Origin of the sequence: Anaerosporobacter faecicola (assembly GCF_012070565.1) — a bacterium.
Lineage (GTDB): Bacteria > Bacillota > Clostridia > Lachnospirales > Lachnospiraceae > Anaerosporobacter > Anaerosporobacter faecicola.
This window is the reverse complement of the sequence record NZ_JAAQRO010000052.1, coordinates 1-21,980: the sequence shown is the minus strand read 5'-3', so window position 1 is coordinate 21,980 and position 21,980 is coordinate 1. Positions and strand designations below refer to the sequence as shown.

Annotated in this window: 18 protein-coding genes; 11 read left to right on the top strand and 7 right to left on the bottom strand. The window is 36.7% G+C overall.

Annotated elements, in window-relative coordinates; translation table 11 throughout:
• The first annotated feature begins 39 nt into the window (after nucleotides 1-39).
• The 9 genes from HBB17_RS19120 (at nucleotide 40) to HBB17_RS19080 (ending at nucleotide 11,611) form a co-directional block, all read left to right on the top strand.
• Nucleotides 40-1,086 carry a substrate-binding domain-containing protein gene (locus HBB17_RS19120; RefSeq protein WP_167959105.1) on the top strand — a complete coding sequence of 349 codons (1,047 nt, stop codon included), beginning with the start codon at nucleotides 40-42 and terminating at the stop codon, nucleotides 1,084-1,086.
• Nucleotides 1,076-2,560: a sensor histidine kinase gene (locus HBB17_RS19115; RefSeq protein WP_330588294.1), complete on the top strand. Its 1,485-nt coding sequence runs from the start codon at nucleotides 1,076-1,078 to the stop codon at nucleotides 2,558-2,560. The genes HBB17_RS19120 and HBB17_RS19115 overlap by 11 nt, the downstream gene beginning before the upstream one ends.
• Before the next feature lie 21 nt (nucleotides 2,561-2,581).
• Nucleotides 2,582-4,192: a response regulator gene (locus HBB17_RS19110; RefSeq protein WP_167959102.1), complete on the top strand. Its 1,611-nt coding sequence runs from the start codon at nucleotides 2,582-2,584 to the stop codon at nucleotides 4,190-4,192.
• A gap of 16 nt (nucleotides 4,193-4,208) precedes the next feature.
• Nucleotides 4,209-5,261: a substrate-binding domain-containing protein gene (locus HBB17_RS19105; protein WP_167959100.1), complete on the top strand. Its 1,053-nt coding sequence runs from the start codon at nucleotides 4,209-4,211 to the stop codon at nucleotides 5,259-5,261.
• Nucleotides 5,262-5,477: 216 nt separating this feature from the next.
• Complete coding sequence (gene chvE, locus HBB17_RS19100) at nucleotides 5,478-6,605, top strand: multiple monosaccharide ABC transporter substrate-binding protein (RefSeq protein ID WP_167959098.1); 1,128 nt, start codon at nucleotides 5,478-5,480, stop codon at nucleotides 6,603-6,605.
• A gap of 153 nt (nucleotides 6,606-6,758) precedes the next feature.
• On the top strand, nucleotides 6,759-8,294 hold the full coding sequence (mmsA, locus tag HBB17_RS19095) for a multiple monosaccharide ABC transporter ATP-binding protein (protein ID WP_167959338.1): 1,536 nt from the start codon (nucleotides 6,759-6,761) through the stop codon (nucleotides 8,292-8,294).
• 84 nt (nucleotides 8,295-8,378) lie between these two features.
• On the top strand, nucleotides 8,379-9,551 hold the full coding sequence (gene mmsB, locus HBB17_RS19090; RefSeq protein ID WP_167959096.1) for a multiple monosaccharide ABC transporter permease: 1,173 nt from the start codon (nucleotides 8,379-8,381) through the stop codon (nucleotides 9,549-9,551).
• Between the two features lie 108 nt (nucleotides 9,552-9,659).
• Nucleotides 9,660-10,598 carry a tRNA dihydrouridine synthase gene (locus tag HBB17_RS19085; RefSeq protein ID WP_167959095.1) on the top strand — a complete coding sequence of 313 codons (939 nt, stop codon included), beginning with the start codon at nucleotides 9,660-9,662 and terminating at the stop codon, nucleotides 10,596-10,598.
• A 113-nt stretch (nucleotides 10,599-10,711) separates the two neighbouring features.
• A complete protein-coding gene (locus tag HBB17_RS19080; RefSeq protein WP_167959094.1) occupies nucleotides 10,712-11,611 on the top strand; it encodes a 4Fe-4S cluster-binding domain-containing protein in 900 nt (299 codons plus the stop codon).
• Nucleotides 11,612-11,683: 72 nt separating this feature from the next.
• On the opposite strand, the gene HBB17_RS19075 is transcribed toward HBB17_RS19080, so the two are convergent.
• The 4 genes from HBB17_RS19075 to HBB17_RS19060 all read right to left on the bottom strand — a co-directional run bounded on the left by HBB17_RS19075 (nucleotide 11,684) and on the right by HBB17_RS19060 (nucleotide 14,124).
• Nucleotides 11,684-11,887, bottom strand: coding sequence for a (2Fe-2S)-binding protein (locus HBB17_RS19075; protein WP_167959093.1), 204 nt, complete (start codon nucleotides 11,885-11,887; stop codon nucleotides 11,684-11,686).
• 180 nt (nucleotides 11,888-12,067) lie between these two features.
• The gene (locus tag HBB17_RS19070) at nucleotides 12,068-12,478 is read right to left on the bottom strand and encodes a 6-pyruvoyl trahydropterin synthase family protein (RefSeq protein ID WP_167959092.1); all 411 of its coding nucleotides are present in this window, start codon (nucleotides 12,476-12,478) and stop codon (nucleotides 12,068-12,070) included.
• Nucleotides 12,479-12,683: 205 nt separating this feature from the next.
• Nucleotides 12,684-13,274: a hypothetical protein gene (locus HBB17_RS19065; RefSeq protein ID WP_167959091.1), complete on the bottom strand. Its 591-nt coding sequence runs from the start codon at nucleotides 13,272-13,274 to the stop codon at nucleotides 12,684-12,686.
• A 22-nt stretch (nucleotides 13,275-13,296) separates the two neighbouring features.
• Nucleotides 13,297-14,124 carry a hypothetical protein gene (locus HBB17_RS19060; protein ID WP_167959090.1) on the bottom strand — a complete coding sequence of 276 codons (828 nt, stop codon included), beginning with the start codon at nucleotides 14,122-14,124 and terminating at the stop codon, nucleotides 13,297-13,299.
• Nucleotides 14,125-14,290: 166 nt separating this feature from the next.
• Here HBB17_RS19060 and HBB17_RS19055 point away from each other — a divergent pair, with 166 nt between their 5' ends.
• On the top strand, nucleotides 14,291-17,284 hold the full coding sequence (locus HBB17_RS19055; RefSeq protein WP_167959089.1) for a ring-infected erythrocyte surface antigen domain-containing protein: 2,994 nt from the start codon (nucleotides 14,291-14,293) through the stop codon (nucleotides 17,282-17,284).
• A 123-nt stretch (nucleotides 17,285-17,407) separates the two neighbouring features.
• Here the strand turns inward: HBB17_RS19055 and HBB17_RS19050 are convergent, their stop codons facing one another.
• The 3 genes from HBB17_RS19050 to cysK all read right to left on the bottom strand — a co-directional run bounded on the left by HBB17_RS19050 (nucleotide 17,408) and on the right by cysK (nucleotide 20,249).
• Nucleotides 17,408-18,883 (bottom strand): catalase, encoded by a 1,476-nt coding sequence (locus tag HBB17_RS19050; protein ID WP_167959088.1) that lies wholly within the window; start codon nucleotides 18,881-18,883, stop codon nucleotides 17,408-17,410.
• A 168-nt stretch (nucleotides 18,884-19,051) separates the two neighbouring features.
• Nucleotides 19,052-19,195 (bottom strand): hypothetical protein, encoded by a 144-nt coding sequence (locus HBB17_RS19045; protein WP_167959087.1) that lies wholly within the window; start codon nucleotides 19,193-19,195, stop codon nucleotides 19,052-19,054.
• Between the two features lie 127 nt (nucleotides 19,196-19,322).
• Entirely contained in the window at nucleotides 19,323-20,249 is a 927-nt protein-coding gene (cysK, locus tag HBB17_RS19040; RefSeq protein ID WP_167959086.1) for a cysteine synthase A, read from the bottom strand.
• Between the two features lie 443 nt (nucleotides 20,250-20,692).
• On the opposite strand from cysK, the gene HBB17_RS19035 reads away from it, so the two are divergent.
• A complete protein-coding gene (locus tag HBB17_RS19035) occupies nucleotides 20,693-21,493 on the top strand; it encodes an Ig-like domain-containing protein (RefSeq protein ID WP_238483811.1) in 801 nt (266 codons plus the stop codon).
• The last annotated feature ends 487 nt before the right edge of the window (nucleotides 21,494-21,980 follow it).

Here is a 21,980-nt window from a genome sequence, read left to right as displayed (position 1 = left end):
AGAATAGAAAGAAGAAGCAAAGGTAGGAGTGAGAAGTAGATGTGGGATAAAGGACAATCCAATAAACGGTTGATCATAGCAGGCGCATTCTGTATTTTGTTTATGTTGGTATGTACGATTGGAGGAATCCTATTTTTTCGCATGCAGATGAATCGAAGTACCGCTTCTTTACAGCAGGCAGATCGGTATCGGAAGTATAAGAACTATTATGTATTGATTCCATCCGATAGAAAATCCTCTTTTTGGGATACGGCATATCAGGCTGCCAGCGAGAAAGCCAATGATGCAGATGCATATCTAGAATTATTTGGAGCAAATCTAAGTGAGGAATATTCACAGGAGCAGTTAATGCGTATGGCGATTGAGTCAGATGTGGATGGAATCATTTTAGAAGCAAATGAGTCTGCTGAGATGACAGAATTGATCAACGAAGCTGTAAATCGACAGATTCCGGTGATTACGGCAATGAAAGATAATCCACAAAGTGAGCGACAAAGTTTTGTGGGAATTAGTAGTTACAATCTGGGAAGAGAGTATGGAAAACAGATTTGTAATATAGCAAATCAGTACATTACACCAGTACGAGTTATGGTCTTGTTTGATGCCAATGCAAAAGATACGAGCCAGAATATGGTGTATTCATCCATACAGGAAATTATTGAGGATGAGCAGGATACCAATCCTATACAAATTGAAGTAAAGGCGCTAAATAGTCAAGGTGCATTTGCAGCAGAGGAGGCAATACGTGATATCTTCATGGGTGAAGAGAAACTTCCAGATATTATCGTTTGCATGAATGAAATTAATACAAGCTGCGTATACCAGGCGGTAGTGGATTATAATAAAGTGGGAAGCATTAACATTATAGGCTATGATGATTCAGAGACAATACTGAAAGCCATCGAGCGAAATGTGATCGTTGCGACAGTTTCTGTTGATGCGAAGCAATTAGGAGAATACTGTATGGAAGCATTACAAGAATTCCAGAAAATGGGTCATGTGAGTAATTATTATGCGGTAGACACTACATTGATTTATACAGATAATGTACAGGAATATTTAGGAGGTGAATCGATTGAAGAATAGAACCTTACGGATCACCTTACAAACAAAATTACTTGTATCGTTTATTGCAACAACAATCATTATACTTCTCGTGAATGTATATATGTACTATAATATCAACAAAATGATTCAACGATTGGATATGGTTTATCAAAGCAATGTGAATCTTAATGAATTGACGGAATCCTTGCAAGAAGTGCAGGCTAATATGACTGATTACCTCAATACGAAAACCTCCCATGCCATGGAGGAGTACTTTCGAGCAGAACAGGAATATTCGAACAAGATTGAAAAATTAAACAATGCAACGACGAACAATCCACTTAAGCAGATGGAAAAGAATATAAGAAATATCTCAAACAACTATCTAGATAGTACCAACCAGGCAATTGAAGCAAAGCGTGGTCGAATTGTTGAAAAATACAAAGTTTGGTATGAGCGTGCAACGGAACTTTATGAATACATTCGGACCTATATCTATAGCTTGAATAATGAACAGTTTACTAAAAATGTAGTAAATTATAAGAATATGTCCATGTCATTGCGTTATACGGAATATGTGAGTGTATCGGTCTTGCTGCTTATTGCAGTATGCAATATTGTTATTATCACCATCATCACCAAGGGAATTACCAATCCCATTAGACGGTTAGCGGAGACAGCCAACCAGATTGCATTAGGTAATTTGGATCATCAATTGGTTGAAGTGAAGACGCATGACGAGATCGCGGTAGTAGGAAAAGCATTTAATAAGATGGTACGTTCTCTGAATATATACATAACCCAATTAAAAGACAGTATGGAAAAAGAACGGGAGATGAAAGAGCGAGAATTGATGATGGAAGCACATCTGAAAGATGCACAGCTTCGCTACTTACAAGCACAGATTAATCCACACTTTTTATTTAATACCCTGAATGCGGGTGCGCAACTGGCAATGATGGAAGAAGCGGATCGTACCTATGCATACATTCAAAATGTCGCAGAGTTTTTTCGCTATAACGTTAAGAAAGATAAAGAATGTGTTTCAATCTTAGAAGAATTAGAGTTAGTAGATAATTATATCTATATCTTAAATGTACGCTTTTCTGGTGAAATCCATTATGAAAAAGACATTCAGGAAGATATGAAAGAACGATTATCGAATATACAAATTCCAAGTATGGTGTTACAACCAATAGTTGAGAATAGTATAACGTATGGTATTCGTGAGATCAGCTGGAAAGGATTCATTCATTTATCGGTATATAAGAAAGCAGAATATCTATGCATTAGCATTAAAGATAATGGAGTTGGAATGTCACAAACGAAGATCAATGCTATCTTTGATAATCAACTAAGAGAATCAGATGTGGGGAAGGATTCCAATGGTGTAGGATTGAATAATGTGATCAGTCGTTTGCGGTTATTTTTCCATGATGAAGAGGTACTGAAGATTCAGAGTGATGGGGAGAATAAAGGAACGGAAGTGATCATTCGAGTACCAAACATGTAATATTCTGGGAGGTGTTTTGAGGTGTATCGGATTATGATAGCGGATGATGAAGGAATCGTTATTGACTCCTTAAAGTTTATCATTGAAAAAGAATTTGGACAAAGTTGTAGAATTGAATCAGCAAAAACGGGAAGAAGTGTAATTGAACGAGCCGATCAGTTTCGACCTGAAATCGCGATTATGGATATTCAGATGCCGGGAATCAATGGGATTGAAGCGATGAGGGAAATTAAGAAATTTAATCCCAATATCCTATTTATTGTAATTAGTGCCTATGATAAATTTGATTACGCCAAGGAAGCAATCAATTTGGGTGTTATGGATTATCTGAACAAACCGATTGAGCGCAATAAGATTGTCTCCGTACTAAAAAAAGCGATGGGTATTATTGATGAGGAACGAGAAAAAAGAAGCAATGAACTATTGGTAAAAGAAAAATTGGAAACGGTCGTTCCCATCATTGAAAATGGATTTTTATATACGATGATGTTTCAAGAGTATTTTGAAGAAGATATCTTGAATTACCGTCAGTTACTAGGGATTGAATTAGAGTATGGATTTATGGCAGTTTTGGTATGTGGAGAACGACAAGAAGGGAATCATATGACAAATGCAGTTGGAACCAGTGTACGAATCCAAAATAGTTATCGGGATATACGAGAAACTGTGAGAGAATATTTTCCGGAGATGCTGGTGGGTTCTGTAATGGCGAATAAGATTGCGATGTATCACCCTACTGTAAAGGAACATTTCGAATACAATGAACGAATTGAGATCATCGAGAAATCCAGAGAATTAGTAAGAAAATTGAAGAAACGGATGAATGTAATCTTCCGAATTGGAATTGGTTCCATTCGCCATCTCCATGATACACTGGTTTCCTATAACGAAGCATTGACTGCGCTGATTGACACAACCAATGCAGTTGCACATGTGGACGATTTACCAATCAAATGTTTGTATGCAGACAATTACCCAGTAGATGTTGAAAAACGGATATTTGAGCAGGTGGAAAAAGGAGACCTTAATGGAACAATTACTTCTGCAAATCAATTTTTTGACTGGATGGAAGAAAATTTTGCTTCCCATAAAACCGATATTCAGTTAAAAGTCTTGGAACTGGTATTATGGGCGGAAAGACTTGCTTATCTAAGTGGAGGTATGACCTATCATTTTTTATCGAGAAAGGAATACCTGCCAACATTACAAAAACTGGATTCCTTGGATACTTTACGTACATGGTTTGTAGATAAACTAACAGAAGCATGTCGGAGAATCGTAGTAAAATTAGAAGAACAGTCTGTCGGAGTAGTCAGTCAGGCAAAACATTATATTAATACCCACTACACCAAGGACATCTCTCTTGATGACGTATCAAGGGAGGTAGATATCAGTCCGTATTATTTTAGTAAGATCTTCAAGGAGGAAACAGGAGAGAACTTTATTGAGTACGTCACTAACGTACGAATTGAGAAAGCAAAAGAATTACTGATAGGAACAGATTATAGCATGAAGGAAATCTGTTGCAGGATCGGTTACGCAGATCCAAACTATTTTAGTCGCGCATTTAAGAAAAATGTTGGTGTTACACCAACGGAGTACAAATCGGATAAACATAGTATGGGGTCTTAAGGAGGAGAAGAGCAAGATGAAGCAATGTGTAACTTTTGTATGTATTCTTTGTTTACTTTGTATGACGGGGTGTAAGGTAGCAAGTGGAGAGAAAGAAACACTAGTAGAAGAAAAAACAACTTCCATAAAGATTGGTATGAGCTTTGATTCCTTTGTTATTGAGCGGTGGCAGCGTGATCGGGATGTGTTTGTTTCCACAGCACGAGAATATGGAGCGGAAGTAAATGTACAGAATGCAAATGGAGATACTAGAGAACAGATCGCCCAGATTGAATATTTTATTAATAAGAAGATGGATGTGATTGTAATCATATGCATTGATTCCAATGAATTGCGTGGGGTTGTTAAGAAAGCAAAAAATGCAGGAATTAAAGTAATTGCTTATGATCGTATGATTAATGAAGCGGATGTTGATCTTTTTATATCCTTTGATAATGAAATGGTAGGTACGATGATGGCAGAAGCACTCGTACAGGAAGGATTGAAGAACAAAAAGGTACTAATGCTTTGTGGTCCAACCACAGATAACAATGTTTTCTATGTAGATACTGGGTTTCGAAACGTAATGGACCAGGAGTCTGTTGAAATTGTTGATGTATTGAATTGTGACAGTTGGAAAGCTGAATTAGGCGGAGACTATGTATATGCTAATTTTAATAAAGTTAAAGAAGTGGATGGGATCATGTGTGGTAATGATAGTATTGCAACACAGGTCGTACGTGCATTAGCAGAAAAACGATTAGCAGGTAAAATCTGTGTAGTTGGGCAAGATGCAGACCTTGAAGCGTGTCAAAGGATTGTAGAAGGAACACAGGTAATGACCGTCTATAAACCAGTAGAGAAATTAGCGCAGACAGCAGCAGAATATGCCATTAAGTTAGCCAAGAAAGAGTATTTGGGAGATTTACCAATAATGGAAGATGGAGAGAAGCAAGTGCCTTATGTCTTTTTAGAACCAATTGCGGTAATGAAAGAAAATATGGATGAAGTGATTATTAATAGTGGTTATCATTTAAGAGAAGATGTATATCTCAATGTTCCAGAAGAACCGAAGGGAGAACATGAGTAGTCCTCTTGTTTAGATGCTAGTACAAAGAAACGTGTGCTAGCATCTTTTTTTTTAGCATTTTTTTGCACTTAAATATTGAAGGAAGTAGCAAGTTCTTCCTATTCTTTTCGTGATATTGTAAATGCAAGGAAACAAATCATTTGTTTTCGATGTTTGAGAATGTATAAGATGCATTCTTTTGGACACAAAACAACCGAATGAAAGGGAGGATTTTTCATGAAAAAGAAGTTACTTAGTGTTCTATTAACAGTAGTAATGGTAGCAAGTGTATTTACGGGGTGTAGTAAGAATTCCTCAAATAAAAATGAGGGAAAAGAAGCTTCTACTACAACAAAGACAGAAGAAAGCTCCAGTGATACTTCAGGTGGTGGCCTAGTTGGTGTAGCAATGCCTACAAAGGATTTACAACGATGGAATCAAGATGGAACGAACATGGAAGCACAACTAAAAGAAGCAGGATATGATGTGGATCTACAGTATGCTTCCAATGATATTCCGACGCAGGTTTCACAAGTAGAGAATATGATCTCAAACGGTTGCAAATTATTAGTTATTGCTTCCATTGATGGAGATTCCCTTGGAACAGTATTAGCACAAGCGAAAGAAGCGAATATCCCAGTTATTGCATATGACCGATTGATCATGAATTCGGATGCGGTAACGTATTATGCAACCTTTGATAATTATATGGTTGGAACAAAACAAGGAGAGTACATAAAAGAAGCATTAGACTTAGACAATGCAGCAGGACCATTTAATATGGAAGTATTCACAGGAGATCCAGGAGATAACAATGCAAAATTCTTCTACAATGGTGCTATTGATGTTTTAAAACCATACATTGATGCTGGAAAAATCGTTATTCCTTCTGGACAATTGGATTTTGCAACTGTAGCAACTGCTAACTGGGCAACTGATGCAGCACAATCCAGAATGGAAAATATCTTATCTTCTTACTATGCAGGAGGAACAAAATTAGATGTTGTTCTTTGTTCCAATGACTCTACTGCTTTAGGTGTAGAAAATGCACTTGCAGCAAATTACACAGGAGATTATCCAGTAATCACAGGGCAGGATTGTGATATCGCTAATGTAAAGAATATGATTGCGGGAAAACAGTCTATGTCAATTTTTAAAGATACACGTACGTTAGCAACACAAGTTGTATCTATGGTTGATGCAATCATGAAAGGTGGAGAAGCTCCAATCAATGATACAAAGAGTTACGACAATGGTACTGGAATCATTCCATCTTACCTTTGTGAACCAGTTTTTGCAGATTTAAATAATTATAAAGAATTATTAATTGATTCCGGTTACTATTCAGAAGATGATTTGAAATAGGAAATGCATAAAGTTAGTAACTGTTTACATGGTTAACTACAGTTACAGATTATGATCATAAAGGTTATGTTGAAAGTGCATTTTCTAAAATCATGCACTTTCAACATGACAAGAAAATGGAATCATTGTAAAAAGGAAAATGGAGGGATTGATTTGGCAAATAGTATATTGGAGATGAAACAGATTACCAAGACATTTCCTGGTGTAAAAGCTCTTGACAATGTGAATCTACAAGTAGAAAAAGGAGAAATCCACGCATTGGTAGGAGAAAATGGAGCTGGTAAGTCAACGCTCATGAATGTGCTAAGTGGAATCTATCCATATGGTACATATGAAGGTGAGATCTTATATGAAGGGGAAGTATGTAAATTTCAACAGATCAAAGATAGTGAAAGCAAAGGAATCGTTATCATACATCAGGAGCTTGCATTGATTCCATATATGACCATTGGTGAGAACATGTTTCTTGGCAATGAACGAGGTTCGAAGTTTAATATTAGTTGGAGTGAAACCTATGGAAAAGCAGATGAGTATTTGAAAATAGTAGGACTCAAAGAATCCTCTAAAACATTGGTCAAAGATTTGGGGATTGGAAAACAGCAGTTAGTAGAGATTGCAAAGGCACTGGCAAAGGACGCAAAACTATTAATTCTTGATGAGCCAACTGCTTCCCTGAATGAATCAGATTCAAAAGCATTGTTGGATCTACTGCTTCAATTGAAGAAGAAGGGACTAACATCAATTATTATTTCACATAAATTAAATGAGATTTCTTACGTTGCAGATCGTATCACGGTGATTCGAGATGGTTCTACAATAGAGACATTGGATAAGAATAAGGATTGCATATCGGAATCAAGAATCATTAAAGGAATGGTAGGTCGTGAACTAACCGATCGGTTCCCAAAGAGAGAGAACAAGGAAATTGGAGCAATCGCATTGGAGATTAAAGATTGGAATGTCTATCATCCACTCTATACAGAGAGAAAAGTAGTGGATCACGTGAGTATGTATGTGCGAAAAGGGGAGATCGTTGGGATATCCGGACTGATGGGAGCAGGTCGGACAGAACTTGCAATGAGTGTATTTGGAAAAAGTTATGGTACGAATATTACAGGTAGTATTGAGATTCATGGGAAAGAAGTAGAACTTAAGAATGTCAAAGCTGCGATTCAACATAAACTTGCGTATGTTACGGAAGATCGAAAGGGAAATGGATTGATCTTAAGCAATTCCATCAAGAAAAATACAACCATGGCAAACATGGAAGAAATAAGTAATCATACGGTGATTGACAAGGATAAAGAATACCATGTTGCCTGCGATTATGTGAAGAAATTACGGACGAAATGCAGTTCGGTTGAACAAAATGCAGGAAATCTAAGTGGAGGAAACCAGCAGAAGGTTTTGCTTGCAAAATGGATGTTTGCCAATCCTGACGTGCTAATTCTAGATGAGCCAACAAGGGGAATTGATGTCGGGGCAAAGTATGAAATCTATTCTATCATGAATCAACTTGTTGCAGAAGGTAAATCTGTGATTATGATTTCCTCCGAACTTCCAGAAGTGTTAGGTATGTGTGACCGAATCTATGTTATGAATGAGGGTAGAATCGTGGGAATGGTTCAAGCAGAGGATACCTCACAAGAAGAGATTATGTCATGTATTCTAAAATCAAGTAATGGGTAGGGAATAAAGAATCGAAACGCTTTGTATGAAGCAACGATTTAGAGTACAAAACGTCATTTCGTTAAAAGAGAGGAGAATCATAGTATGGATAAGACCAAATTAAATGAAGGCATGAAGAAATATACCATGGTGATTGCATTGCTTTTTGTAACATTGTTTTTCACCTGGCAAACAGGAGGGAAGTTACTATTACCGCAGAATGTAAGTAACTTAATTGCCCAGAATGCGTATGTATTCGTACTTGCAACCGGTATGTTGCTCTGTATATTGACTGGTGGAAATATCGATCTATCCGTAGGATCGGTTGTTTGTTTTGTTGGTGCTATTGGTGCGAAATTAATGGAAAGTATGGGTATGAATCCAGTACTTGCCGTGATTGTTATGTTGGTAATTGGTACCTTGATTGGAGCGTGGCAAGGATTTTGGATTGCATTTGTTCGGGTACCTCCATTCATTGTTACCCTTGCAGGTATGCTGATCTTCCGAGGCCTATCCAATGTCGTATTGAATGGTCAAACGGAGTCAATTACATCAAAGGGATTTATTAAGATATTCGGTGGAGGTGCCGACTGTTACATACCAGATGTATTCGGTATAGAAGAATTTAACTTGACAAGTATGTTGCTTGGTGTTCTTGCCTGTGTCATCTATGTGATTATTCAGGTTATGGGAAGAAGAAACCGAGTGAAGAAAGGTTATGCAACAGAAAGCTTATCTGCAATGATTGCAAAAACCGTTGTAATATGTGCAGTAGTTTTGGCATTTACCTATAAAATTTCAAAGTATCGTGGTATTCCAACTGCCTTGATCTGGGTTTTGATTGTTGTTCTTGTATATGGTTACATAACATCTAAAACTACAACAGGGCGACATTTCTATGCAGTTGGTGGCAATGAGAAGGCAACAAAATTATCTGGTATCAATACGGATAAAGTGTACTTCTTAGCATATTGCAATATGGGATTTTTAGCTGCCTTAGCAGGTATGTTGACGATAGCACGTATGACTTCTGCACAACCAACGTATGGACAGAATTATGAGATGGACGCAATTGGTTCTTGTTTTATTGGTGGTGCCTCTGCCTATGGTGGTGTCGGTACGGTAGCAGGAGTTATCATTGGAGCTGTCTTGATGGGTGTCATCAATCTTGGAATGTCGATCATGGGAGTTGATGCAAACTATCAAAGGGTGGTAAAAGGCTTTGTTTTACTAGGAGCTGTTATTTTTGACGTAGTTAGTAAAAAGAGAAATAAGTAAAAAGTGAAATAAGTAACGGATCAGCCGTTTTCTAAAAAACAGCATGGAAGTTTTTTTGAATTCATTGTATAATAGCAAAGAATATGTAGAATGAAGGAGAACGTCCATATGAAATTTTATTTTGCGCCAATGGAGGGTGTGACGCGATATGTATATCGAAATGCTTTTGAAACGTATTTTGGTAAGATTGATCGTTATTTTGCACCCTTTGTGTGCGCTAATGGATCTGGTAATTATAAAAATAGAGAGATTACAGATATTTTACCTGAGAACAATCAAGGAATAACTTTAATTCCGCAAATATTAACCTGCAATGCCAAAGATTTTATTCTCGCGGCAAAAAAGATGGAGTCTTTGGGTTATGATACGATTAACCTAAATCTAGGCTGTCCTTCTGGAACGGTAGTTTCGAAGAAGAAAGGTTCTGGATTCTTAGCTTATCCGGAGGAGCTTGATACATTCTTAGCGGAAATTTTTGCAGAATCCCAATTGAAGATATCAATAAAGACACGAATTGGAAAGGAAGATCCAGAAGAATTCTATCGTTTATTAGAAATTTATGATCGTTATCCATTAGAAGAGTTGATTATTCATCCTCGTGTGCAGAAGGATTTTTATAAAAACAGCCCGAATCTTACCATGTTTGAAGAAGCGGTAAAGCATTGTCATCATCCATTGTGTTACAATGGTGATATTACTACAGTAGCTGATTATGAGAGGATTACAGAACGTTTTCCAACTGTGGATCGAATCATGATTGGCCGAGGGTTGATTGGAAATCCTAATCTAATCTTTAGTATATTAGGAGAAGAAAAGAAGAATAAGTTGACGGTGAAACGGTTCCATGATGAAGTGTACAAAGGTTACCGTATTCTTATGGCAGAAGAAAGAAATGCAATGTTTAAGATGAAGGAATTTTGGTTCTATATGAGTTCCATGTTCACAAATTCGGAGAAATACGCGAAAAAGATTAAAAAAGCACAAAAAGCAAGCGAATATGAAGATGCGGTGAATGCTTTATTTCGAGAGCAAGAATTGATTGAATAAATGAGTCTTTTGGAAACAGTGTAGGATTTGTTGAGTAAAGATTTGAAGATAAAAGGATACGATCCATCCGGGAAGAAGGATTGGTTTATTCGTTATGAATTAGAGGGAATACGATGTATGGATTAGAAAAGTGTAAGTTATGTGCGAGAAATTGTGGAGTAGACAGGGAAGCAGGAAAGGTAGGAGTTTGTGGACAAACAAGCGAATTAGTGGTGGCAAGAGCTGCTTTGCATATGTGGGAGGAACCTTGTATATCAGGAGAAAATGGTTCGGGAGCAGTTTTTTTTAGTGGGTGTAATATTGGTTGTGTCTTTTGTCAAAACCAGAATATTGCAAAAGGTGATGTAGGAAAGAAAATTTCGCTTGAACGACTTGTGGAGATCTTCTTCGAACTTGAACAAAAGGGTGCAAACAATATTAATCTAGTTACACCGACTCATTACGTTCCGCTGATCGTAGAGGCAATTCATAGAGCAAGAGAAAAGGGATTCTCCCTTCCGTTTGTGTATAATACGGGGTGCTACGAAAACTTGGAAACCATTCAAATGCTAGATGGTTGTATCGATATCTATCTTCCGGATATGAAGTATAAGGATTCTACCATGAGTATGCGTTACTCTCATGCAAAAGATTATTTTACGGTAGCTTCCCGTGCATTAGAAGAAATGGTTCGTCAGGTAGGAGAACCAGTGATTGATGAGAAAACAGGGATTATGAAAAAAGGTGTGATTGTTCGACATCTATTGTTACCAGGTGGATTAATGGATTCCAAAGAGGTGGTTGCATACCTCTATCAAACTTATCATAACAAGATTTTTCTAAGTTTAATGAATCAATATACGCCGTTACCACAGGTAGCATCTTTTCCAGAAATAAATCGGAAAGTCACAAGATATGAATATAATAAATTAGTAAACTATGCGATTGAATTAGGGGTAGAGAATGGATTTATCCAAGAAGGGAATACGGCAAAAGAAAGCTTTATACCAGAATTCGATTTGGAAGGGGTATAAGAAAAGACAATCTAATCTATAACAGGAGTTGTATGTTATAGATCAAGATTGTCTTTTTCTTATTGTACAAGTTTATTCATTACTTTGTGATTTGTTTGCTTTTTGTAACAGATGGTTCGTAATCTCCATTGCTTGTTTTACACATCGTCCACAACCAGTGGCAACCTTAGTTTCTTTTTGTACCTCTTCAAAAGAAGTAGCACCATTGTCCACTGCCTGTTCAATATCTTCAAAAGTAACCTTTCTGCATCTGCAGATTGCTTTGTCATAATTCATAAAAAACTCCTTTGTTATCTAAATCTTCCGTATATTAACGCATAAGCTCCCAAAATTCATATCCCGTTTACTTCAGCATAGGAAAGGTTGGGTTCATTAATATGTGCCTAGTATAGCATGGAATTGATAAAAATGCTATGGAAGTTTACGGATTATACATTGACTCTTTCTGAAACGGGTTCAGGTCCCTCCTTGAATCGTTGCGCTATAGGATTCCGTTTCAAATACAGTAACGCAAGCAATCGTTAGATTTGCTGTACATTCGCAGATGTGCAGGCAAGTTTCTATTTCATGAAAGAGATAGAATGCCAGCAACTCTACCGTTGGATTTAAAGGTTTCATACAATCGTTGAGCACACTATGGTCTAATTTGAATATTACATGTGTATTAATCAAAGACTCTAATTTATCTAGGTCGATCAAAAATCCATCTTTATTAAGAGAACCTTTTACTGTTACTTCAACTACATAATTGTGTCCATGCAATTGTTCTTGACATTTTTTACAACCGAAAATTTGATGGGCAGCACTAAAGGAGAATTTCTTTGTAACATAGACTACTTTATTGGTAAAATCGTAATTTGGCTTCATATGAATCTAGCCTCCTAATCGTTGCCTGCATAATTATTTAACAAAATGGATCAGATTATGGAGAAATCTATTATATGATGAGAGTGCCAAACGGTATTTTGTATTTTGACAAGAAACAAAAGACCTTTTGACCCTTGTATTATAGTATATGAGTGCCATTACGAAAGGGTGTGTCTTTTGAAATATTTTGTAAATAAAGATAGTATTATGTTAAGCAACAACGTATATATTTCTCACAGTTAGGGACTTCCCACCAAGAGATCGACAAACTAGCAAGTGCTGTCTGCGAACAGTTTATTGAGCAGAGCTGCAATTGAATAGAACTATCTGGAGAAAGAATCATGCTGCCATTATATGAAACGGCATATGTTTGATAAGCACCAACAACGAGAGTGGCAACTAATGTACCATTACAAATCTCTATATGATTCCCACATTGAAAACATGCTCTTGGACTGCAGGTACAATCTATATAGAGATTTGTATTAGCAGCAGGAATCGTCTGCAGTGTATCAGGAGATATACAACCATAGTAAAATGTCTTAAGGCTAACAGGACTTGCTGAATGATTGGCACAAAAAATAGAATCTACATAGGTAGTGACATTCGTTGAACAAGGATTGCATAGCTGGCATACGATAGAATGCGTTCCTATGATTGGTAGCGCATCAGTGGAAGATTGATAGAGGCGGCCACTTTTGGCTTGAGCAAATCGTTGTGGAACCTGAATGCAGGGGTCTGTAAAGCTGACGGAAACCCCATCTGGTGATGCACATCTTCTGTTATTGGAATACATTGCACAACCTCCTCAGGTATTGTTAGCGAGGCATTCTGAAATTTCTAGGAAATTGGTTATTTTGTTGATTACCAGGGGTGCTTCGAACCCCGTTTCTGTTATTGTTTTGCTGGTTTCTGTTCATGTCTTGTTGATTCGGATTCATCTCGTTCCTGTTATTGTTCAAGTTCCTGTTCATGTCTTGTTGATTCTGGTTCATCTCATTCCTGTCATTATTCAAGTTTCTGTTCATGTCTTGTTGATTCTGGTTTATCTCATTCCTGTTAGTATTCAAGTTTCTGTTCATGTCTTGTTGATTCTGGTTCATCTCATTCCTGTTAGTATTCAAGTTTCTGTTCATGTCTTGTTGATTCTGGTTCATCTCATTCCTGTCGTTATTCAAGTTTCTGTTCATGTTTTGCGGATTCCGATTTGGATTATTGTTAGGATTTACACCTTGTATACATCGCGATAGTTCTTTTTCGTAACTATCCCATACTCCTTGGAATGTAAGCATGTTCTGGCTACTTGTATTGGCTTCATTTAGTAAGAGGGACAGTCGTTCAATCTCTTCGTTTAGGAACATATAGTATTTGTTAATCTTGTATTGTATATTTTTACAGAGTGGTGAGAAATAGGTAAAGTTGATCTTGTCTGCATTTTCTTGAATGGTATTAAGCCGACTTTGGCGAATGCTCTGTGCATTCTGATATTCTTCTAGTGCACGGTTCAAACTTTCTAAAGCAGTAGTAATGCTGGGAACTACTTCATTTCTCATAATGTCAAAGGTTGCATCAAAGGTTTCCATTTCGTTTTGATACATAGCATTGATCAGATCATCAACGCTTTGTTCATTGATTTGTGAGTCCATATATTGTCCCTTTATAACTTTTTTATCAATATATGAGGAGAAGAAGTTGTTCTATTCCATATAAAGAGGAAAGAAAAAAACGTATTTTTAAAACTACGCTCATATAGTTATAGAGACGGGTGTTTTCAGGTAACAGTGAACAGAAAAATGAAAAGGAGAAGAGGTTATGCACTCTTGTAGTTCATTTGAACAGATACAACAAAAATCAGCAATGTATCTTGCGTCGAATAAAAAGCTAAAAAGTACCGCTAATTCAGAGATTGATCTTTGTGATTTGTGCCTTTTTGAAGTTACAAACCAATCTTATGATTCTATTCAAACCAATCTCTATGCAATTGAAAATGTATTAGATGCAATGAAAGAACAGAAGGTAACGTTGGTTTATGTTATTCAAGGTACGGGGAATAATTTACGATATTACTATGGAGTTGCACCTTATGGTGAAACAAATGGGGAACAGATGAGCAAAATAAAAGGTCTTCAAGAAGGGGAAGAAACGCTGTATGCTAGTTTTACTACGAACTTTCCTAATTCGACGATCGTTGCATTGTCTAAGGAAGAAAAAGAGGAACTGCAAAATAGAATTAGCAAACAAGAAAAAGCAGCTGTTTTAGAAGGGGTACCTGGTGTGATCACGGGGACGATATCTTCTCTTGGAATGGATCGGTTTACGTCGGTAATGGAGAAAGAAGAATTTGTAGTTATGGTATTGGCAAAACCGTTGCTTGAAGAACAGATCATGCAGATTACATGGAGACAACAAGAGTTATTAGATTATCTTGCACCTTTACTAGGGTATACAAAAGTAAATCAAAAGAGCAATGTAAATGAAGCAAGTAGTTCTGTTGAGCAAAGTAGGGCATCATCGAAAAGTAAGACGAATACGGTATCTTCACAATTACAATTTCAATTATATTCTGCCAACACGTCCATACCATTGCATTTGGATAATGGAACGTTACGCCAGATAGAAGAGATTTTTTTCTCTAATGGGATTGATTATGACGATTCCATTGAACTGATCAATGAATTGTTAACACAGCTAGAGAATCGGAATGAGGCCAAACGTCTACCAGAACAGGGAATAACCAGAACGCGAGAAGCAGTGGAGAATGATACCACCGTTTCTCCGCCAATACTGAATAATCTGATTGTTACAACAAAGGAAATTCCACAGCAGGAACAACAGTATATGCCAAGAAGGCAGGGGGTGGGATTTCCATTTTGGAATATACAAGGAAGAAAGAGAAGAACGAATCGAAATAATGAGCAGAGTAAGCTACCAAATGTACAATATCGTACACAACAAAATACACAGCAACAGAATACAGAGCAGCATATAGAGCAGAATACAGAACAGCGTTTGGAGCAGAGTATAGAACAGCATATAGAACAGCGTACAGAGCAGAGTACGGGGCAGAATATAGAGCACAATACACAGCAAATGATACAACATAATAACCGAATAGATCGACTACAATCTAGTAAAACTGACCAGGCTGAGGATCCAATAGGTAATACATTGTTCAATTATCTTGGATATGAACAACAGACGAGTCCCAATACAATGAGTATGGAAGAACAGGTGAATTCAAGTCAGGAAGAAAGGGATGATTCTCAACCAGAAGATATCTTTCTGAATCAAGTAGATCGTTTTTCTTTAGCAAATATAAGTCGACAGGATTCACGCTCTCAAGCAAAATTAAACTCTTGCTCCAAAACGAATCGATTATTCGGAAGCAAACGAGACAGCAAAACTGATATATGTAGTATCACAGAAAAATACGAGAATCAAGTTGCAAATGCGTGGTTTTCCTATGTTGTAGATGTATTGGAAAAACGTTTATTATATGGGGAAAATCGAGGACTATATGTGTTCAGTACAGTAATATATGGGAAGGACCAGTTAACAAGAGAGAAAGTGATTGCTGCTTGGAATGGAATGAATGAATATACTACCGTGAGTAAAGTACCCATGCGTTCTATTCCTATGATTCCATGTTCCAATGTGTATTGTTCCTACCTGAATTTCCAAATACCGAAGTATTGTTATTCCGAAAATGGATATATGGTTTCCATCCCGATGCAGGAGTGTCTTGCTAGAAGTGCCTATTCGCAAATATACAGTTCCAATTGGATCAGTGGTGGTAATTGGGTTTCTAGTAAAGAACTACGTTATTATATGACGCTTCCATTAAAGAGTACAGCAGCTATAACTACATATGGCAGTAAAAAAGAAAAAAATACGTTACAGATCATGGAACGTAACGCGTGTATCGATTATCAAGAACAGGGAGGAATTACGAAGAAGGATTACTTTGAGGATCATGATCCATATGAAGAAAATAGAAAACGGATGAAGCGATTGGTCGAGCAATATCAGAAACCATTTATGATGATCGAATATCATACGGGAAGATACAGCAAAGCATTTGGGGATAATCAGAAGGTGGAACGGTATGATGTGTTGCGTTGTGCTGGACATATGTTGCGTATGAATCCCTTTGAACTATTTCCAGAGGAGTTATTATCAACGCATATTGATTTACTGGCTGCGATTCTTCGTTTTAGCTATGGTTTTGATTCAACAGTTCTTGCTTATCTAAAAAAAGGAATACGGGATTCCTATGTGGCATTTGGCTGGAATCTGAATTCCAGCACGAATGAGAAATTCAAGAACCAAGCATATACCAAAGAAGTAAAAGCTTTTCCAACAATATATGATGTGCTAAACCGTGTAGAGGAAGAAATTAGGGTAGACATAACAGATAAGGAATTACAATTGAAATGCTTAACGAAAGTAAAAGATACATTACAGGATTGGACGATTGGTAGAAAGGGAGCATTGCTGAATGCCGAACATAATATGAATTTTGCAGGGCTATTCGATCAAAATTGTTGTTTGTCGTTAGAGGAGTTGGTGAATAAGGAGGACCGATGCTTTTTTGTATTGTTGTATCTATTTCGCTGCGTAGCGTTGCGGAAATCGCAAGGTAGATACAACACTTCCTGTAATCATCTACTATTTGTAGAGGGATTGGAAAACTTCCAAAAACGAAAAAATAGTGACCAGGAAGAATATGCAAATGCCTGTAATACTATTCAGGAATATCTGGAGTCAAGCAGCTTTGTAGGGGAATATATTCTTTCAATTACGTAAAATAACAGTTAGAAAAAAAGATAAAAAATTAAAAGTTAAAAAATCAAAAACTAAATTTAAAAAGTAATACATAAGGCTCTATGTATAAGAGCCTTATGTATTAGAACTGCCTATAGCAGTGTATCAACAGTTGTCCTTTTGACGGTATTCTTTTACTGCGGTAAGCACTCGATAACCAAAATCTTTCGAGGCATTCATGAAGTAGTTGAGTACACGGTTTACAATATCATCTCTGCATTTATACAATTCAACGGCAATATTATCTACGAGATGATTCTTTTCCGTTTCATTAAATGTGTCGTAATGTTCCCCAGCCTGCTTAAAATCATTTGCATTTTCAATTGGAATTCGAACGACAAAACCACAAACTTCTTTTGGAGCTGGAACAGGAATTGGATAAGGGAGTGGTTTGTTGTTATTCAGACTATTTGGTGAATAATTGATAGGTTCTGGGTTAAAGAGATAGGTCCCCTCACCATCTCTTTGATTATTGTCTACGGGACTGATGGAGCGATTGATTGGTAATTGAGAAAAATTGGTGCCTAATCGATATCGTTGTGTATCATGGTAAGAGAAAGAACGTCCTTGTAACATCTTATCAGCAGAGAGTTCAACACCAGGGACTAAATTTGCAGGACAGAAAGCGGATTGTTCCACTTGTGCAAAGAAGTTACTTGGATTTTCATTAAGTGTCATCATGCCGATTGGAATTAATGGGAATACATCTTCAGGCCATGTTTTGGTGTCATCTAATGGGTCAAAATCCAAGCATTCAACATTGTCTGGATCCATGATTTGGATACATAGTTCCCAACGTGGATAGTTCCCACATTCAATTGCTTGGTAAAGATTTTCTACTGCAATATCTGGATTAGAACCTGCAAGTTTTTCTGCTTCAAATCGGTCAATCGTTTCAATACCTTGCTGTGTTTTCCAGTGATATTTGATGAGGTGTCTTTTTCCTTGTTGATTTACCCATACATAGGTATTAACACCAAATCCGTCCACATTACGGTAATCTTTAATTGTGCCTCGATCAGAATAAACCCAGGTGATCATATGGGTTGCTTCAGGTGATAAGGAGATAAAGTCCCAGAATCGTTGTGGATCACGTATATTGGTATCTGGGGAAGGTTTAAGGGAATGAATGACATCAGGAAAACGAATGGCATCTCGAATAAAGAACACAGGAATGTCATTTCCTACAATATCATAGATACCTTGATTGGTATAGAATTTTACTGCAAATCCTCTTGGATCCCTTGCGGTATCCGCAGAGCCTTTGGAACCAATTACAGTTGAAAAGCGAACGAATACTTTTGTTTTTTGATTAGGTGATTGAAAGAGATCTGCCATGGTATAGTCTTTCATACAACGGTAATTTTGAAAATATCCAAAAGCGCCTGCTCCTTTTGCATGAACAACTCGTTCTGGAATCCTCTCTCTGTCGAAATGGGAAATTTTATCGATTTGTGTAATGTCTTCTAGTAAAGTTGGACCATTGCTTCCTACAGTGAGGGAGTTATTGTCGTTTGGTATTGGACGACCGAGACTATCGGTTAGATAATCAAAACTACCATGTTCTTGACGTCTGTCCATATATGTTCTCCTTACATTATAAAATCCTATATTAGTTTATGTGATTAGGAAGGAGATGGTTCACATTGTTTTACTAACGAAAAAGCTGCCTATATAACATGCTCTATAATGAATAGAGGGTGTTATATAGGCAGCTTTTTAGCACAGCAGTCGATGATGATGTGTTTATTAATCAAATATAGAAATGTTGTACTTTACTTTACGATAGAATTTCCATATGATAACTGCAGGTAAACTGATTGTACAGTAGATTGTTGATACAATACCAACTGTACCGCCAATGATAGCCATAAGCGTAAGTGCCAGATCCATCTTGATTCCTCCTAATTTATGTAATGAACAGTAACACAATGTCCTACATACCCATCCTATCAAGTTTGATTACAAAATGGAACAAAACGCTATGTTTTTTAGCAAAATCTAAACATGTCTGGAAATATTAATCAAATAAAGGAGTGCTAAAATATCGCTCAGCTGTATCTGGAAGAACGGTAACGACGGTTTTCCCTTTGCCAAGTTTCTTAGCGAGTTTCAAAGCAGCAGCGACATTTGTTCCACTGGAAATACCGCACATAATTCCTTCTTGGCGAGCAAGATCTTTGGCAGTTTCTAAGGCTTCTGTATCAGTAATGATAGCAATATCTTCATAAATATTCTGATTCAATACAGGAGGAATGATACCATCGCCAATACCCATCTGCAGATGGGTTCCAATACTACCACCAGATAATATTGCAGCATTTTCTGGTTCAACAGCCCATATGGTGATATTCGGATTATGCTCTTTCAATACTTCACCGATTCCTGTTATTGTACCGCCTGTTCCGATACCAGAACAAAAGCCGTCAATGGTGGTATCGATCTGTTGGAGAATCTCTTGTGCAGTCTGGATTCGATGGATCATTGGATTTGCCATATTTGCAAACTGTTGTGGAACGAATACGTTTGGATCTTCATCTGCCATGTTTAAGGCCAATTGCAAACATTGGTCGATACATTCACCAATATTACCTGCATCATGTACAAGTATTACTTCAGCGCCGTAGTGTGCAATTAACTTTCTTCGTTCGTGACTTACCGAATCAGGCATTACAATTTTTGTTTTGTAGCCTTTTACTGCACCAATTAAAGCAAGACCAATTCCTTGGTTACCACTAGTCGGTTCTACTATAATACTATTTTTGTTTAGTTTACCTTCTTTTTCAGCTGCTACAACCATATTATATGCAGTTCTTGTCTTAATGGAACCACCTACATTCAAGCCTTCGAATTTTACTAGTACGCGGGCACTGTTTTCATCAACCAGATGGTTGAGTTGAATAAGAGGAGTATTGCCCATAGCCTCAAGTATATCGTGATAGATCATTATCTAACCCCCTGTAATATGTATTCTATAAAACCTATTCAAAACCATTGTAAATATTCCCTAGATGTCATAAGGGAACGATGTATGTAATGCAAAGGGCAGCTGTAAACACATGATTTTTGGCCCTTGTATCATATTATAACATAAAATAGTATAATGAAAAGACTATGTTGGAAAACAATGCTTATGAAAAGCCTTGTACAAGAGTTTTTAATTTTGAAAGCTGAGTGGGAATCCTGTTTAGATATAGCTATTGGAAGGAATCTATAGGATAATACAAGGGAAATAAAGTAATACTATGAAATATTATGATTTTCTAATGAAATGTTAATAAAAAATAAATAGTATTATTGAAACAAGAATTGTATAATTGCAATATATAGAACACGGTGTATAACAAATCGTTAGTTCCATAGGGAATAAAAGAAAGGTGAGGAGTTTTAATGAGAAAATTAGGAACAAAGATCATGACATTCGGATTGGTATTGGCGTTAGGCTTAACAACACCAGTAACATTTCCTGCAACAAGTACTACGACCGTTGCAAACGCTGCTACATTAAAATTAAATAAGACAAAAGTTTCATTAGAAGTAGGTAAAGCAGTAACATTAAAAGTGACTGGCGCAAACAAGAAGAAAGTTACTTGGTCTTCTAGTAAAAAATCGGTAGCAACAGTTAATAAAAATGGGAAAGTAACAGCAAAAGCAGTTGGAAAAGCAACAATTACAGCAAAAGTTAGTGGCAAGAAGTTTACTTGTAAAGTAACGGTTACGAAAAAAGAAGTGAAGAATAAAGAATATTCAGTTGGTAATGTTACATTTACAGCTCCATCAAACATAACAACAAAAATTACTACGCAAGAACCAATTACGATGATTTCAATCTCAATGGGAAACAATGAAGACGAAGGTGTAACCGTTGTTAATGGGGATTATACTGGAATGGAAATCTCTTATGAAGACTGGGAAAAATCATTAAAGAGCCAAATGGAAGGCGTAAAATCGACGGAAGGTGTTACTGATTTTAAAATGGTAGAAGTGAATGCACAATTAGGAAAAGGATATAAGATTTCCTATACAGCTACTGATGCGGAATCAAAATTAACAATGTCATTGGTATGCTATGAATTCTATACAGAAGAAAATTACGTGGAAATCTCACATATTATTACAAATCCTGATGCCAAATTAGTATTAACTGATACATTTGAATCCATTTTAAAAACAGTTGCGTTGAAGAAATAGTAGTGCAATAGAGAAGAAATTACATAGTTCTGTAATGAAAGATGTTAGAATGCTATAGAGCGTAAATCGTTTTGTAGCATTCTTTTTTCTTTAATAAGAAAGTCCTCCAACTTTACTATTAAATAACTCCTCCTGGGAATGCACACTCGCACATAAGGTAGATGTCAGCTAAAGCTGACTTTTTTCTATTTTAAGAAGCACAAAACATAAGATATTCTATTGTTTGTAGACAGAAAATAGAGTATCATCATATTATGATGTAAGGGGTAAAGTATTTGGAACACATGTTTTATGAGGCATTGGCAAGTTTTTTACAAGCAAGTAATACATGATTGTTAACCTTGTATCATATGAGTACAATAGATAGTGTCAAATGATTTATGAAAAAAATGAGCAAAGAAAAAAGGCTCAGATGAACCTTGAAAATTGCAGATATTATAGGTTGTGGTAGCTTGCCGCCACCCTTGACAGCACGAAAAAGAACTGC